The 15849-nt window shown below is 72.0% G+C and carries 13 protein-coding genes; all 13 read right to left on the bottom strand.

Going from position 1 to position 15849, the window contains the following annotated elements:
• Positions 1-23 precede the first annotated feature (23 nt).
• Positions 24-2252 (bottom strand): type II secretion system secretin GspD, encoded by a 2229-nt coding sequence (gene gspD, locus ACQYVW_RS16475; RefSeq protein WP_434947736.1) that lies wholly within the window; start codon positions 2250-2252, stop codon positions 24-26.
• A 9-nt stretch (positions 2253-2261) separates the two neighbouring features.
• Complete coding sequence (locus ACQYVW_RS16470; protein ID WP_434947735.1) at positions 2262-3074, bottom strand: type II secretion system protein, XpsN-like; 813 nt, start codon at positions 3072-3074, stop codon at positions 2262-2264.
• Positions 3064-3678: a type II secretion system protein GspM gene (gene gspM, locus ACQYVW_RS16465; RefSeq protein ID WP_434947734.1), complete on the bottom strand. Its 615-nt coding sequence runs from the start codon at positions 3676-3678 to the stop codon at positions 3064-3066. The genes ACQYVW_RS16470 and gspM overlap by 11 nt, the downstream gene beginning before the upstream one ends.
• Positions 3659-4840: a PilN domain-containing protein gene (locus tag ACQYVW_RS16460; protein ID WP_434947733.1), complete on the bottom strand. Its 1182-nt coding sequence runs from the start codon at positions 4838-4840 to the stop codon at positions 3659-3661. Before ACQYVW_RS16460 ends, gspM begins: the two co-directional genes overlap by 20 nt.
• 5 nt (positions 4841-4845) lie before the next feature.
• On the bottom strand, positions 4846-5712 hold the full coding sequence (locus tag ACQYVW_RS16455; RefSeq protein WP_434947732.1) for a type II secretion system minor pseudopilin: 867 nt from the start codon (positions 5710-5712) through the stop codon (positions 4846-4848).
• A complete protein-coding gene (locus ACQYVW_RS16450; protein WP_434947731.1) occupies positions 5709-6347 on the bottom strand; it encodes a prepilin-type N-terminal cleavage/methylation domain-containing protein in 639 nt (212 codons plus the stop codon). Before ACQYVW_RS16450 ends, ACQYVW_RS16455 begins: the two co-directional genes overlap by 4 nt.
• 89 nt (positions 6348-6436) lie before the next feature.
• Complete coding sequence (gene xpsI / locus ACQYVW_RS16445) at positions 6437-6880, bottom strand: type II secretion system protein XpsI (protein ID WP_434947730.1); 444 nt, start codon at positions 6878-6880, stop codon at positions 6437-6439.
• Positions 6881-6933: 53 nt separating this feature from the next.
• Positions 6934-7368 (bottom strand): type II secretion system protein XpsH, encoded by a 435-nt coding sequence (gene xpsH, locus ACQYVW_RS16440; RefSeq protein WP_434947729.1) that lies wholly within the window; start codon positions 7366-7368, stop codon positions 6934-6936.
• 59 nt (positions 7369-7427) lie between these two features.
• Positions 7428-7847 carry a type II secretion system major pseudopilin GspG gene (gene gspG / locus ACQYVW_RS16435; RefSeq protein ID WP_434947806.1) on the bottom strand — a complete coding sequence of 140 codons (420 nt, stop codon included), beginning with the start codon at positions 7845-7847 and terminating at the stop codon, positions 7428-7430.
• Between the two features lie 230 nt (positions 7848-8077).
• Positions 8078-9292, bottom strand: coding sequence for a type II secretion system protein XpsF (xpsF, locus tag ACQYVW_RS16430; protein WP_434947728.1), 1215 nt, complete (start codon positions 9290-9292; stop codon positions 8078-8080).
• Between the two features lie 229 nt (positions 9293-9521).
• On the bottom strand, positions 9522-11267 hold the full coding sequence (gspE, locus tag ACQYVW_RS16425; RefSeq protein ID WP_434947727.1) for a type II secretion system ATPase GspE: 1746 nt from the start codon (positions 11265-11267) through the stop codon (positions 9522-9524).
• Between the two features lie 173 nt (positions 11268-11440).
• Positions 11441-13369, bottom strand: coding sequence for a S8 family serine peptidase (locus tag ACQYVW_RS16420; protein WP_434947726.1), 1929 nt, complete (start codon positions 13367-13369; stop codon positions 11441-11443).
• A 181-nt stretch (positions 13370-13550) separates the two neighbouring features.
• A partial coding sequence (locus tag ACQYVW_RS16415; RefSeq protein ID WP_434947725.1) for a YadA family autotransporter adhesin occupies positions 13551-15849 on the bottom strand: 2299 nt, incomplete at its 5' end.

The following is a 15849-nucleotide window of genomic DNA, read 5'->3' as shown; positions in this document are numbered from 1 at the left end:
TCCCCACACGCATCCACGCGCATTCAGTCCTGCGTGGCCCGGTTCAGGGGCTCCATCGCGCGGAAGCGGCGGCTGTACTCGTCGGTCAGGGTGCGCGCCTCGTTGACGTCGCGGATGATGGTCGGGGTCAGCAGGATGATGACTTCGGTGCGCGCGGTACTCGAGGTCTGGCGGCCGAACAGGCCGCCCAGGACCGGAATCCGGCTCAGCCCCGGAAACCCCGCCGAACCGCGACCAACCTGGTCGCGGATCAGACCGGCCAGCATCACCGTATCGCCGCTGCGCACGGCAGCTTCGGTCTTCATCTTGCGCGTGTCGATGCGGACGTTGCCGTTCTCGTCCGCGGTCGCCTGGTCTCCCGGTGTACTGACTTCCTGGACGATGTCGAGGAACACCATGCCGTCGCTGGTCACGCGCGGCCGCACGTTGAGGATAGTGCCCGTCTCCAGGTACTGGACCGAGGTGAAGCTGTTGTCGCTGCCCAGGATGGGGTTGACGCTGACGGTGGAGATCGGGATCCGGCTGCCGACGTTGAGCGTCGCTTCGGCGTTGTTGCGGGTCATGATCGAGGGCGACTGCAGTACGCGCAGGTCGGTCACCTCGTCCAGGGCGCTGATGATCGCGGCGGCGTTGCGGCCGAGGAAGGTCCACGACAGCCCGCTGCCGACGCCGCCGACGTTGGCACCGGTGACGTTCCCGGCGATCGCGCTCCAGGTGGTGCGCCGCTCCGCAGAGGGCAGGCCGGCATCGGTCACTGCGCGCTCGAAGAACCAGTTCACCCCGTAGCGCAGGTCGCCTTCGAGCACCACCTCGGCGATCTGCGCCTCGATATGAACCTGCAGGGGCATGACGTCGAGGCGCTCGACCACTTCCTTGATCGACTTCCACGCAGAGGGCGTGGTCCGCACAAGCAGCGCATTGGTCTCGTCCAGCGCGGACACGCCGACACGATCGCCTTCCACCTCCAGGGTAACGCCGCTGGCACCGCCACTGTCCCGGGTGAGCGAAAGCGAGCCGCCGCCCGTACCGCTCCCCATGCCATTGCCCGAGCCGCTGCCGCCCATGCCGGGGTCGGTGGACGACATCGCATCGCCGCCGTCGAACTTGGCGCCATCGCCGCCGGTGCCGCTGCCGATCGTCGCTGGCGTCAGCCCCGGCATCAGCGAAGGTGCGCCGTCGCCACCGCCCGAGCGGCCGGCGCTGCCGCCGAACACCTCGGCCAGGCGCTGCGCCAGGTCGCGCGCGCGGATGTACTTGAGCTCGTACGAATACAGGCGCGCACCGGCACCGGCGCTGTCGATGCGCTCGAGCCAGTCGCCGATATCGTCGAGGTAGTCGGGCTGCGGCGTGATCACCAGCACCGCGTTGGCGCCCTCCAGCGGCATGAAGCGGAACATGCCGGCCACCGGCGACTTGCTCTGCTCGCCGAACACCTTCTCCAGGTCCGCGACCACGCGCGTGGCCTTGCCGCTCTGCAGCGGGAACACGCCCACCGACATGCCCGACAGCCAGTCCACGTCGAAGATCTCGATCGTGCGCAGGTAGTTCTCCAGTTCCACCCGCGAGCCGGACACGGTGATCGTGTTGCGGCCGTTGTCGACCGAGACGATGGCATTGGGGCGCGCGTAGGGTTCGAGCACCTTCTCCATCTCGGTGGCCGAGATGTAGCGCAGCGGCACCACCCGCACCTCGAAGCCGCGCGCGGCCTCCGCGCCGCCGGTGCGCGGCGCCACCGTGCCCGAAGGCAGGGCCGCGTCGGCCGGCACGATCTGGTACATGCCGCCGCTGTAGACCATTCGCGCGTTGTTGTCGGCCAGCGCACGCTCGAGCAGCACGTAGGCCTGGGCCGGGCTGACCGTGCGGGGCGTGGCCAGCGTCACCGTGCCCTGCACGCCGGGCGCGATGGTGTAGTTCTGGCCCAGCATGTCGCCGAGGATCGCCTTGACCACCGCATGCAGCGGCTCGCCCTCGAAGTTGAACGAGGCCTCGCCCGTGCTGCCGCCGAGGTTTGGCGGCGAGGTGGCGGCCACGCCCTGGTTGATCACCTGGCCGCTGCCACGGCGGATCTGCGCACGCGGCCCCTCGTCCTCTTCCAGCGGCGCGACCGCGACATCGGGCTGCCCGGGCGTGGCCTCAGCTGGCGGCCGCGGCTGGCCGCGCGACAGCGTGGGCGGCGGCATCGAGGCGCAGGCGGCCAGCAGCACCGACAGGCAGGCCGCAGCGACGGATTGGCACAGGGATCTCGAAGTCATCGGCGCAGTCTATTGGTTCTCGTTGACGGGCTGGGCCGCACGCGCCCGGTCTTCCTGGCGCAGCCGGGCGCGGCGCTCCTCGATACGGCGGCGGATCATCTCCACCTGGTCCTGCGCCGCCTGCTGCTGGGCCGCGGCGGGCGCGGCCTCCGCCGGCGCCGCAGCGTCGGCAGCCGCATCGCCCTTGCGCGCGGGCTGCGCTCCGCCGGTGCCGCGCGCGGCGGCCGGCGTGACGGCTTCGGCCGTGGCGCCGGGGGCCGCAGCGCTGGCGGCGGACGCCGCTGGCTGCCCCGCCATCGGCGTCGGGGGCTGGCCACCGGTTCCGTCGAAGACCCGGAGATCCAGACTGCGCTCGCCCTCGGCCCCGGCGAACACCGCCCTGCGCGCCTCCACCGACTGCAGCACCCAGCCGGGCGCGGTGGCGGGCGCGTCGCCCAGCTTCACCCGCAGCGGCTCGCCGCCAGCAGCCGGCTGCAGGATCACCATCTGCAGGCCGGGCGTGCGCAGCACGCTGCTGAGCACGTAGTCGAAATCGTTGCTGGCGCCCTCGGCCTCCCCCATCGGATCGATCACGAAGGGCTGCGGACGGCGATTGTCGGTGAACAGCGGGCGCGCGCCGATGTCGCCGTACTGCGTCAGCGGCCCGAGCCGCTCCTGTCCCGGCGCCGTGGCCTCGGGCAAGGCCTGGCGCAGCGAGGGATCGTCGTCGAGGCGATCGATGCTGCCGCCCATGCCGAACATCGCCAGAAGCCACACGCACATGGCCCAGCCGGCCAGGCCGGCGAGCATCCAGGTGCGCGCGCCGATGTCTTCAGCGCGCATCGGCCGCACTCGCTGGAGTCGCCGGCTGCAGGTAGCCGTACAGGTCGAAGCTGGCGTCCACGCCGCCGCCGCTGCCTTGGTTGCCGCTGAACTGGTAGCGCTGCGCCAGGATGTTGAGGTTGTCGATGAACAGCCGCGGCGAGCCGCTCTCGAGCGAGTGCAGGACAGTGGCCAGTTCGGCGTTGCCGCAAGTCAGCCGCACCTGCACGGTGGCGCGGGGGAAGCGTTGTTCGCGGGTGTCGTTCATCGGCTGGCGGTTGCTGATCGCGCAGCTGCGGTTGCCGGGGCTGGCCTGGGCCACCGCCTGCTCCAGGCGCTGCACCAGGGCCGAGGTGGCCAGCTGCACGTTGCCCTCGGCCATGAAGCCCGGCGCGCTGCCGGCGGCCGCGCGTGCGGCCTCGAGCCGTTCGCGTACCTCCGGCGCCTGCTGCAGGCCGGTGCGCGCACGCAGGTCGCGCTCGCGCAGGCCTTCGATCCGGGCATTGGTCTCCAGCAGCGGCACCGTCCACCACGGGTGCACCAGCAGCAGGTAGGCGAGCGCCAGCAGGCCGGCAAGGATCGCCAGCGCCAGCCACCGGTCGCGGCTAGTGACCTCCGGCTGCATCCGTGGCCTCTGCGGCAGGCGCGGCGGGTGCCGGGCGCGGTTCGGCCACGGTCAGCGTGGCGGTCAGGGTGAAGCGGTCCATGCGGGTGCGCGGGTCGGGCTGCAGCGCGCCGGACAGGGTCGGCTCGGACCAGAGCGACGAACCCTGCAGCCGGCCGACCAGGGCCGAGGCCTCCCGACTGAGGCCGATCAGCAGGATGCGGTCGCCTTCGACCGACAGTTTTTCCAGGAAGGTGTCGTCCGGCAGGCGCCGGGCCAGCTCGTCCATCACCTCGACCATCGTCGGCCGCCCGGCGCGCGCCGCGCGCAGGAAGGCGCCCCCTTCGATCAGGTCGACCAGCTGGCGCCGCTCCAGCGAGGCGCTGCGCGCGCGCTCGACTTCGGCCTCCACCTGGGCGGCGAAGAACTCGGCCGCCGCCTCGCGATTGGCCAGCATCTGCCACATGCCCGCGGCCAGCGCCAGCACCGCCACCAGCAGCAGCACCAGGTTGCGCCCGCGCGCGGGATCCTCGCGACGCCGGCGCGCGGCGCCGCTGGCGAGGTTCACGCCGAGCGGCGTGCCGTCGGTCTCGGCCACATCGACGCCGGCCAGGGTGGGCGCCAGCGGCCCCAGCGCGGCCACCGCCGCCTCCAGCGTGGCGCGCGGCACCACCACCAGCTCGGCCTCGAGCTGGTCGCCGCGGCGCCCGAGCGCTCGCGCGTCGTAGCTGACATCGGCCGCGGAGAACGGGGTCTGCCGGTCGATCTCGAAGCCCAGCACCTCGCGCAGCCGTTCTCCAGCCGCGGCGGGCAGGGTCAGCCGCCGGCGCAGCACCGCGCTGCCGGGCAACAGCAGCCAGCGCGGAACCCGCGCCATGGCCGGCGACAGCAGTCCGGCCAGCGGGTCGCCCGGGTCGGCGCCGCCGGGAGGCACCGGGATATGCGCCAGCGTGCGCAGCTGGTCGCCGCGCCACAGCGCCAGCTGCAGCCCCTCCTCGGCCGGTTGCAGCAGCAGGCGCTGCGGCGACAGCCCGAACAGGTCGCGGATCCGGGCCGGCAGCCAAGCCGCCAGCGAGCGCGTCCACCACTGCCGGAAGCCGCGCAGGCGCGGCCGCAGCGAGCCGTCGACGCGGCCCAGCCCACCGCGCAGCCCCGAGGGCGTGTCCACGGATTGTTCGACCACGGCCATCATCGCGGTGACGCGCCCTCCTCCCATCTCATGACGGTGAATGCCGATCCGGGCACGCCGCTGGGCCCCAGCCGGATCACGGCGCGCAGGACGGATTCGCGCCCGTCCTGGAGCCGTGCAAGGCTGTCGATACTATACGTGCCGCTGCCAGCCCCCACGAACGAGGCATCGCCCTGCTGCGGGGGGCGTTCACGACCGGCCAGCACGGCGGCCGCATCCACCCCCATCGAGGTCAGCACCGCGGACGTGGCGAAGCGCGCATCGGCCACCGGCAGGCCGCTGTAGATGGTGAGGTGCGGGGCCAGGCGCGCGTACAGCGCCGGGGTCATGCCAAGCACCTGCTCCACTTCGGCCACCGTCTCGAACGGCGCATCCTTGGCGCCCCAGGCCAAGCCTGCGGCCGCGTACTGGGGATCTTCCGCACCCCCCTGGGCCTGGGTGAGGTCGTCGGCATCGCGCCAGTCGACGATGGCAGCCGCCAGCGCATCGGCCTGCTGCGGCTCGGCACCGACCACCCGCATCAGCGACGAGAGGCTGGCGGCATCGGCGGCGTTGAGATCGAGCTTGCCGGACTCGTCGACGATCCGTACCTCGACCTCCGCCCCCGCCAGCCGCGTGCGATAGGCGCGGCCATCGGGCAGCCACTGCAGGCGCGGATCGGGCACCGACACGCGCGTGGCGGCGTACTCCAGGCCGGCGCGCGCCGCCTGCGCGGCGACCAGCCCGCTGCCCAGGGTCCGGCCCTGCAGGTACTCGGTGCGCGCGGTCATCGCGAAGGCGCCGATCAGCGCGGCCAGCAGCGCGATCAGCCACAGCACCAGGATCAGCGCGGCACCGCGCGCGGCAGGAGGCGACCGGCGATTCACGGCACCATCCCGCCCATGCGCTGGGGCAGCATCACCACCAGCGGCGGCCAGGTTCCGCCATCGCGGCTGGCCAGTTCCACCGACACCTGCAGCGGCAGCATGTCCACCTGCTCCCAGGTGTCCGTCCACTCGCCGAGGAGGCCGTCCTCGCCCAGGCCGCGGTAGCGGAAGCGGGCATCCGACAGGTCAGGCACCAGGGTCTCGGGCGGACGCGCGTCGCGGTCCTCGATGGTGCCGCCGCCGATGGTCATCGCGAACGACACGGCCAGGCGCGAGCCGGCCTCCCCGTCGAGCACCGCGACATCGTGCAGGTGCGGCCCGCCGCGGCCGAGGTAGTCGGGCAGGTCGGCGACGAAGCGCATGCGGTCGGGTTCGCCGATGAAGCGGATCAGGCGGCCGGTGTCTTCGTCGATGGCGAAGGCGATCGGCGTGGCCGAGGCCAGTCGGCGGCGCAGGAAACCATCGACCGCGCGCATGCGTTCGCTGCGCGCGGCGATCACCTCGCCGCGCTCCACCGTGGCGGTGGCCGCGCGCAGGGTGGCGAAGGCCAGCGCCAGCCCCAGGGCCAGCAGGGTGGTCGCCAGCAGGATCTCGATCAGGGTGAATCCACGCTGCCGATGGCGTACGGCCACCATCGCACCAGCGAGGCCACACTCCCGGCGGGCGCCAGTGAACCGCCTATCGGCGAGGCGGCTTCGCTGCGTGACCTTGGGCTCCAGGACGATCATCCCGACAACCCCGACGGATCCGGCTGCACCAGCCGCAGCGTGTCCAGCCGCAGGCGCTCGCGCGGCCCCCCTTCGCCCCAGCTCACCTCCAGCCGCAGCTGCAGCAGTTGCGGCGCGTAGGGATCGGCGGGCTGCGCGGGCGGCCGCTCACGATCCACGTACGGCGCCACGTCCAGCACCCAGCGATAGCGACCCGCCTCGAACTCGCCGTCGCGGCGGCCCGGCACCAGCACCTCGCCCACGCCCACCTGGTCCAGCAGCGACTGGGCGTGCAGCACCGCCCGGCCGCTGTCGGCGGCCCAGCGCACCTGCCGCGTGCCGCCCGACAGCGTGCCCAGCAGCAGGCTCAGCGCCAGTCCCAGCACGGCGAAGGCGACGATGATCTCCAGCAGCGAGTACCCGCGCTGGGCGCGGGCCGGGCGGGCGCGCGGCTGCTGCACGGCGCGCAACCGTGCGCGGCGCGCGGCTCCCGCCGTGCATGCACCCGGGGCACTCATCGCGTTGCCTCCGAACGTCGCAGGCTGACCTCGCCGGTCAGCCAGGCCACGTCGATGTTCCAGGCCGCATCGCGCACGCGCAGCTGCACGCGGCCGCCGGTGGAGGCGCCGTCGGCAAAGAACACGATGGCCCCGACGCCCTCGTCGGGCTGCACTTCGCGCGCGCCGGTGAAGTGCACTTCGAGCGAGCGGGGAATCTCGCCGCCGTGACCTTCCGCGCCCTGCCAGACACGCGCGCGCGGATCGACCGTGAACTGCTGCGTGCTGCCCGTTGCGATCGCGCGGGTGCGCGCGAATCGCAGCTGCGCGGCCAGTTCACGTGCGCTGGAACGCAGCTCCATGCGATCGAATCCGCCGGTGAGGATACCGGCGGCCATCAGGCCGGTGGCGGCGATCAGCGCGAGCACCAGCAGGATCTCGAGCAGCGACATCCCGCGCTGCGGCGCAGCGCGGTGCCGGGCACTTGGCCGCCTCCTCACCCAGAGCGCCTTCAGTCGTTGCGGATGTCCGCGTCGACGCTGTCGCCGCCGGGCTTGCGGTCGGCGCCATAGCTGACGATGTCGTAGGGGCGGCCATCGCCCGGAGCGCGATACTCGAGCGGCGTATTCCACGGATCGCGGAGTTCGGCTTCCTTCGCGTACGGCCCCAGCCAGCCCACGCCGTCGCCGGGCTGGGTCACCAGCTGGTCGAGCGACGCCGGCAGCCTGCCGGTATCCATCTCGAACTGGCTCACCTTGTCGGCGAGGGTCTGCACCTGCGCGCGCGCCAGGTTGACGCGTGCGCGATCGCCGCCACCCAGGATCCGCGTGGCCGCGAACGCGACGATGCCGCCGATCAGCACCACCACCAGGATGATCTCGATCAGGCTGAATCCGCGCTGCGAGGCACCAAACGGCTTCACCCCAATGATGCCGTCGCCACGGCTGACACCAGTGAATCGCCCGCCAGCAAAGCGCTCACGCCACCGTCCACCAAACGACTTCTCCCCGATGATGCCGCTGCCACCGCCGACGTCGATGACAAGCGCCCGGTCGTGCTCGCCGCGCCCTCGGCCGCCCACGCCCCGCCTCACCTGGAACCGTCGATTACCCATGTTCATTCCTCCATTTCATTGCGAATCCATCCGGCTGCAGGCGGCACCTAGCCGATCACGCTGGTCAGGTCGTAGACCGGCACCAGCACCGCGAGGATCACCGCCATCACCACCAGCGCAAGCACCATCGTCACCGCAGGCACCAGCGCGGCCAGCATGCGGTCGAGCGCCTGACCGGTTTCCTGCTCGAAGGTGTCGGCGGTCTTGAGCAGCATCGCATCGAGCGCGCCGGACTCCTCGCCGACCTGCACCATCTGCAGCGCCAGCCGGGGAAAGCGCTTGCCCTTGCCCAGCGCCGCCGACAGGCCGATGCCGTTCTTCACGTCCTCGGCCGCGGCTTCGACATCGCCGGCGAGGACCCGGTTCCCGACCACGGTCCGCCCGATCCCCAGCGCCGACATCAGCGGCACGCCGTTGCGCAGCAGGGTACCGAGGGTCCGCGCGAGGCGCGCCGTTTCCAGCCGGGCCATCATCGGCCCGACCAGCCGCTGCCGCAGCAGCCACCCATCGAAACGCGTGCGGAACGCCGCGTCGCGCAGTCGCCGGTCCAGCCACCACAGCGCCAGTGCCGGCACGGCCAGCAGCACGATCCACCAGTCGCGCACGAACATGCCCAGCGCCAGCACGATCTTGGTGAACAGCGGCAGCGGCGCGTCCAGGCTCTCGTACATCGCCGCGAACTGCGGTACCACGTAGCCGAGCAGGAACATCATCGACAGGCCGACCATCGCCAGCAGGATCACCGGATAGATCAGGGCGTTGACCACGCGGCCGCGCAGCAGGCGGCTGCGCTCGAGGTAATCGGCCAGGCGCTGCAGCGTCTCCTCGAGGCTGCCGCCCGCCTCGCCGGCCCGCACCATGTTGATGTACAGGCGCGAGAACGTGCCGTGCTGGCGCTCCAGCGCGCCCGACAGCGTGCTGCCGCCGCGCACCGCGTCGCGGATCTCCGACACCGTGCGCTTGGCGGCCGGCTCTTCCGGCAGCTCCAGCAGGATGGTCAGGGCGCGGTCCAGCGGCTGCCCGGCGCCGAGCAGGGTCGCCAGCTGCTGCGTGAACTGCACCAGGCGCTGGCCGGCGAACGGCTTGGACCGCAGCAGCGAGCGCCACGAGGTGCCGCCCGCATCGCTGGCCAGCCGCGTCTCCACCGGCAGGTGGCCCTGCTCCTGCAGCCGCAGCGCCACCTCGGCGTCGTTCGCGGCCTCCATCTGCCCGTCCAGGGTCTCGCCGCGGCTGTTGAGCGCCTTGTAGCGATACAGAGGCATCAGCGGAAGCAATCGCGCATCGGGGAACCGGCACCGTGGACGGCCCGCCCCAGGCCGACCGTGATCGCGCCTGCGGCGCCAGGCCGCCAATCCTGCAATAGCCTATGCCGCGCGCGGGACGACAGACGCGATGCCGTGCACGCAGCGGCGCAGGCGCCGAGATGCGTCTGGCCCCACCGCGGCGACACGGGGTGCGCTGGCGGCATCGGGGCGGGCGTCGCGCGCGTGCTCATGCCTCCTCCGTCACCCGCAGCACTTCCTCGATCGTGGTCACGCCGGCCATCGCCTTGGCCAGCCCGTCCTCGTACATCGTGCGCATGCCGTGCTGGCGCGCGAGCTGTTCGAGTTCGCCCATGCCCGCATGGCGCATCACCGCGCGGCGCAGTTCGTCGTTCATGACCAGGAACTCGACGATCGTAGTGCGGCCGAGGTAGCCGGTGGGCGCGATCGCCGAGCCGCGCGGGCGGTACAGGAAGATCTCGCCCTCGGGCTGGAAGCGGCGCAGGCCGAACTTCTCGATCTCCTCGGGCGAGGCCGGGTACTTCTCCGCGTGCGTGGGCTCGAGCCGGCGCACCAGGCGCTGGGCCAGGATGCCGTTGACGGTCGAAGTCAGCAGGTAGTCCTCCACGCCCATGTCGAGCATGCGGGTGATGCCGCCCGCTGCGTTGTTGGTATGCAGCGTGCTGAGCACCAGGTGGCCGGTGAGCGCGGACTGGATGGCGATGCGCGCGGTCTCGAGGTCGCGCATCTCGCCGATCATGATGATGTCCGGATCCTGGCGCACGATGCTGCGCAGGGCGTTGGCGAAATCCAGCCCGATCTGCGGCCGCGCCTGGATCTGGTTGATGCCTTCGATCTGGTATTCGACCGGGTCCTCGACGGTGATGATCTTGACGTCCGGCGTGTTGAGCTTGGAGAGCGCGGTGTACAGGGTCGTCGTCTTGCCCGAGCCGGTGGGGCCGGTCACCAGCAGGATGCCGTGCGGCTGTTCGAGCACGCGCTGGAACTGCGGCAGGAAATCGCCGGTGAACCCAAGCCGACCGAAATCGAACACCACCGTCTCTCGGTCGAGCAGGCGCATCACCACGCTCTCGCCGTGCGCAGTCGGCACGGTGCTCACGCGCAGGTCCAGCTCCTTGCCCTGCACGCGCAGCATGATGCGGCCGTCCTGCGGCAGGCGGCGCTCGGCGATGTTGAGCTTGGCCATGATCTTGATGCGGCTGATCACCGCGGCGGTGAGATTGCTGGGCGGGCTCTCGCCCTCCTCGAGCACGCCGTCGATGCGGTAGCGCACCTTGAGCCGGTTCTCGAACGGCTCGATGTGGATGTCCGAGGCGCGCAGCTCCACTGCGCGCTGGATGACAAGGTTGACCAGGCGGATCACCGGCGCCTCGCTGGCGAGGTCGCGCAGGTGCTCGACATCGTCCATGTCGGCGCTGCCCTCGCCGTCCGCGGTTTCGACGATGGCGCCCATCGCGCTGCGGCCCTGGCCATGCCAGCGTTCGATCAGGTCGTCGATTTCCGATCGCAGCCCGACCGCAGGCTCGATCGCCCGCCCCGTCGCCAGCCGCACCGCCTCCAGCGCGTAGCCGTCCTGCGGATCGGCCATCCACAGCACCAGCCGTCCGCCCTGCTCGCCGATCGGGCACAGGTGGAACTGCCGCAGGAAGCGTGCGCTCAGCGTGGGGGCGTCGGCAAGTTCCGGCGGCTCCCCCGGCATGTCGCGGGCAGCGAGCAGGCGCAGGCCCAGCGCACTGGCGCAGGCCTCGGCATGGTCGCGTTCGGACACCAGGCCCAGGCGCGACAGCAGCGGCAGGATGCCGCCGCCGGTTTCTTCCTGCAGGCGGCGCGCACGCGCCAGGTCCACTTCCTTGAGCTGCTGGCGCTCCAGCAGCGCAGCGACGATGCGGTCCTCCGCGTCCTGCGCCACGGACTCGCTGACGGGAGGATCGGGGATCGCGTTCACGTTCGGCATCCGTCGGGGGCCACGACTTTAGCAGCTTGCGCCGGCCGCGCCGCAGGATCCGGCCGCCCGACAGAACGGGTTCACGATCGTGCGATCGGCTGGAAAGCCCCCGCTTCCGGCCGACCGCTGAAAAGCAGGAGCCCCGGCGCGGGCCGGGGCTCCTGTGCAGCGCAATGCCGCGGTCAGTTGTGGCGGGCCTGCAGGCGCACGTTGCTGTAGGCGCGGGTGCCCACCAGCTTGATGTAGTACGTGCCCGTCTGCGGCGCGTTGATCCGCACCGTTTCGTTGTTGCCGGGCCGCGCCGAACGGAAGTCGGCATCGGCATCGGTGGGCTCTTCATCGAAGCTGACCAGCAGGGTCACATCGCCGCTGCCGCCCGTGGTGGTGACGCTCAACGGACCCCGTGCACCGGCCGGCACGGTGATGCTGTAGAGCGTTTCGCTACCCGCCGTGCCGGCGAGTCCGCTGACGGCCACGCCATTGACGATCGGGGTCGCGTCCGGCGCGCAGTCCACCTCGCAAGGCGGCTCGATCGCCTTGGCCACGGCGGCAGCGGCATTGACGATGCCGGCGCCGATCGGCTGCGAGGCCGAGGGCGCCACGGCGAACGGCGTCGCGGTGTCCTGGAGGATCTCCAGCACTTCGGCCGGGCTGAGCAGCGGCAGTTCCGCATCCAGGCGCGCGCCCTGCATCAGCGCGACCACGCCGGCCACGTGCGGTGCCGCCTGCGAGGTGCCCGCCGAGCCGCCGTAGCCGCCATTCGAGCCGTCCGGCGCGATCTCGTCGGCCGGCATCGGCTCGGTGTCGCTGGGATTGACCGCCTGCCAGATGAAGCCGTCGTAGATCTGGGTGCCGCCGCTGCCGTCGTTGGCGTAGACGCCGCCGCCGGGCGCCGCGATCTCGATGCCGTCGCCGTAGTTGGAATAGTAGGCGCGGCGGCTGGTGACGCCGTTGGAAGCCACGGTGATCACGCCCGGGCAGTTGCCCGGCGAGTAGCCGGAGGTGTTGGCGTTCTGGTTGCCGGCAGCGACCACGACCACGGCGCCGAGCGCATTGGCCTGGGCGATGGCGTCGGCCTCGTAGGCGGTGCAGGCGCCGGAGCCGCCCAGGCTGAGATTGATGACGTGCGCCGGGTTCTCGTTGATCGGCATGCCCTCGACCTCGCCACCCGCGGCCCAGACGATCGCGTCGGAGATGTCGGTGTCGTAGCCGCCGCAGTGGCCGAGCACGCGGATCGGCAGGATGTTGGCGTTGTAGGCCACACCGGTCAGGCCGACGCCGTTGTCGGTCGCCTGCGCACCCGCGGTGCCGGCAACATGGGTGCCGTGCCAGGAGCTGTAGCGCTGCTGGCAGGTTTCCGCGCCCGGATAGCCGATGGTCCAGTCGCCGAGGTCCCAGCCGCCGGGCACGCGGTCGTCGGTCTCGCGGCCGGAGACGAAGGCGTCGGAGATGAAGTCGTAGCCGGCATCGGCGAGCGAGGTATCGACGTCCGGGTGCGCGGAGATGCCGGTGTCGAGCACGGCGATGGTGATGCCGCTGCCGTCGGCCAGGTCCCAGGCCGCCGGGACGTTGGCGCCGCCGCGGTTGGGGCCGCCGTCGAAGGTCGCGCCGCCGTCGGGCGCGCGCATGTGCCACTGGTATTCCTGGAACAGCGGGTCGTTCGGCACATAGGCCGGCTGCACGTCGGGCATCCGCGCGATCTGGCGCAGGCGGTCGGGGCGCACCGACACGACGTTCGGATCGGCCTGGAGCTGGCGCAGCAGCGCGTCGGCTTCCACGCGGTCGAGGCTGCGCGAGAGTTTGATCAGCTGCTGGCCGCCGCTCAGCGTGCGCAGGTGGCTGGCGCTCACCGCGCGGCTCTTGGCCAGCGCCGAGCGGTTCACCGCGCGGTTCATCGCGGCGACGCCTGCGTTGCGGTCGGACTTCTCGCGCGTACCGTCGCGATACTGCACCACGAAGCGATGGAACAGCTGCTGGTCGCCGAGGCTGGCAGACAGGTTGGCCGTGTCCGTCCCGAACTTCGGCTTCTTGGCGGCGGTGGCACCCGTCGCACCGATGGCGGCGATGACCGCGATGGCCAGGGTGCAGGGAAGGATGTTGCGCTTGCTCATGTGATGCCCTCTCTCGACGAAATGGATCGATTCGCATGGGACGACGCGGGCGGGTCCTCCGCGCGCGCCGCAGTCACCGTCTCAAGCTGGAGCCGCCCCCGCGGCTGACGGATGCGCACTGCGCACCGCGGGGACCGTGTTTCCTTGCGACGGGAGCGCCACCGGCGCTCCCGCCCGGTGATCACCAGCCGAAGCCGGCGCCCACGCCCACCGACTTCTCGTCGCCGCTGAACGCGCCGCCGATGGTCAGGGTCGCCCGATCGCTGATCGCACGCTGGTAGCCCAGCGACAGGGCGCTCTGCCCGCCTTGGAAGCCGACGCCGACGCCAACCCGGTTCGGGGTGCGGATGCCGGCCGCGCTGGTGGCCATGTTCAACATCGCCGCGCCCATCGCGCCCTGACGGTCGATACGACGGTCCTGGTCCGTGAAGCGCTGCTCGAGCTCGGTCTGGTAGGCCGAGAAGCTGTCCGACCAGGCGTCGAACTTGGCGTCGGTATAGGCGTTGGCGGTGCTCACCGCCTGGGTGGCCGTGGACTCCAGCTGGGCCACGTTCACCGCATCCGTCGCCTGGGTGCCGGCGGCCACGTTGGTGACCTGGCGTTCGGCCCCCGCGGCGCCCACCGACACGCTGTTCGCGCGGTCGGCGACCGATCCGTGGCCCAGGGCGACGGCGTTGGCGGCGGTGGCGGTGGCGCCGTCGCCGATCGCGGTCGCGGTCGGCTGCGTGGCCACAGCGCCCTGGCCTACGACCACGGCAGTCGCGGCACTCGCGGCCGGCGCCCCTGTCTCGGCGCCACTCGCAGCGGGCACAGGGGTGGGAGCGGCGACATCGGCCGCCGCATTGCCGAGCCGGCGGCTGGCCGAAGCAGCGGCGGACTGGCCCGCCGACGCCGTCGTCCCGCCCTCGAGCGCGGTCAGGCGGCTGTCGAGCACGCTGATCTGCGCATCCACTGCACCGAAGGCGTCGCCGACACTGAAGTAGGTGCTGCCCTGGATCATGAAGGCCGGCGCCGACACCGTGCCGAAGGCGGTGACCTCGGAACCGCCGCCCAGCGCCTGCGCCGTGCTGTCGAGCGCGCCATGCAGCTGGCCGCCGGTCACCGCATCGGTGCCGCCGGCGACCACGCGGCCGTCGGCCACGTTGGTGATGCGGCGCTCGTTGCCTTCGCTGCCGACCGACACCGCGTTCGCCTCGTCTGCGATCGAGCCCTGGCCCAGCGCGACGCTGTTCTCGGCAGTGGCCGACGCCCCCGAGCCGAACGAGGAGGAGAAGTTCGACAATGCGACTGCGTTGCGACCGACCGCCACCGTGGCGACGCCTGCCGCATTGGTGAAGGCACCCACGGCGGTGGAGAACACGCCATTGGCCGTGGCGCCCGAGCCGACGGCAACCGCCGCCGAGCCCCAGGCCACGCCGTTCGGTCCGAGCACGACCGCCCCATCGCCGACCGCGGTCGCCGACGTGCCGAGCGCCACCGCGTACTGGCCGCTGGCCGAGGCATTGAAGCCCACCGCGGTGGCCTGCGGCGCCAGCGCGAACGCGCCGCTGCCGTAGGCCGAAGCGCCCTCGCCCACCGCCGATGCCGATTCGCCAGCCGCCGTGGCGTACTCGCCTTCCACGTAGGCGGCGCTGTCGCTGCCCGCGCCACCGCTGGCGGCGAAGTAACGGGTGTGCTGCGTCGCGCCTTCCAACTGCCCGACCGTCGCGGCGTCGCTGGCGGCGACGCCGTCGGTGACGTTCACGATCCGGCGCGTGGCCGGATGCGTGCCGCCCGTCCCGTTGCCGACCGACACCACGTTGGCCTCGGTGGCGCGCGAACCCGCACCCAGGGCCACGCTGCTGGCGCCATTGGCCCATGCGCTCAGGCCCACCGCCGTGGCGTTCACGCCTGCGCCGTAGACATAGGCGTCGCGGCCGATCGCCGTGCCGCCAGCCGTCGTCGCCCACGCCAGCTGGCCCACCGAGGTGGCGTTGTCGGCCGTGGCCCAGGACGATCCGCCCAGCGCGGTCGCGTTGAGGCCGGTCGCATTGGAACCGGTGCCGAGCGCCGCCGAGGCGTTGCCGCTGGCGGTGGAGGAGTTGCCTACCGCCGTGGCGCTGGTGCCGCTGGCCTCGGCCGCAATGCCGACCGCCGTCGTGCGGGTGTTGCTCGCGATCGCGCCATAACCCAGGGCGGTCGCGAAGTCGGCGGTCGCCTCCGAGAAGCCGCCCAGGCTGGTCGTCGCCAATCCCGAGGCGGTGCTGCTGTAGCCGACCGCCGTGGCCTGCAGCCCGTCGGCCGTGGCCGCCGCACCGGTGGCGGTGCTGAACGCGCCGTTGGCCTGCGCACCCGCGCCGAACGCACTGGCGGCCTGCGCCGAGGCTGTCGTGGTCTGGTCGAGCAGCACCGCGCCCGTGTCCGGATCCTCCACGTACAGGCTGCCGCCCACCGCCGTCGCGCTGTCGGCCGTCGCCGTGGCGTTGTAGCCCGAGGCCGTC

It is taken from the genome of Luteimonas campi, assembly GCF_051162505.1.
GTDB lineage: Bacteria > Pseudomonadota > Gammaproteobacteria > Xanthomonadales > Xanthomonadaceae > Luteimonas.
Note: the sequence above shows the minus strand (reverse complement) of the source record. Positions and strands in the feature narration are given on the sequence as shown.

Bases quoted from the DNA above. Each gene is read 5' to 3' on its own strand.
- ACQYVW_RS16450 (WP_434947731.1), bottom strand. From the start codon at position 6,347: ATGGTGGCCGTACGCCATCGGCAGCGTGGATTCACCCTGATCGAGATC.
- xpsH (WP_434947729.1), bottom strand. From the start codon at position 7,368: ATGTCGCTGCTCGAGATCCTGCTGGTGCTCGCGCTGATCGCCGCCACC.
- gspD (WP_434947736.1), bottom strand. From the start codon at position 2,252: ATGACTTCGAGATCCCTGTGCCAATCCGTCGCTGCGGCCTGCCTGTCG.
- ACQYVW_RS16470 (WP_434947735.1), bottom strand. From the start codon at position 3,074: ATGCGCGCTGAAGACATCGGCGCGCGCACCTGGATGCTCGCCGGCCTG.
- gspE (WP_434947727.1), bottom strand. From the start codon at position 11,267: ATGCCGAACGTGAACGCGATCCCCGATCCTCCCGTCAGCGAGTCCGTG.
- ACQYVW_RS16420 (WP_434947726.1), bottom strand. From the start codon at position 13,369: ATGAGCAAGCGCAACATCCTTCCCTGCACCCTGGCCATCGCGGTCATC.
- gspM (WP_434947734.1), bottom strand. From the start codon at position 3,678: ATGCAGCCGGAGGTCACTAGCCGCGACCGGTGGCTGGCGCTGGCGATC.
- xpsF (WP_434947728.1), bottom strand. From the start codon at position 9,292: ATGCCTCTGTATCGCTACAAGGCGCTCAACAGCCGCGGCGAGACCCTG.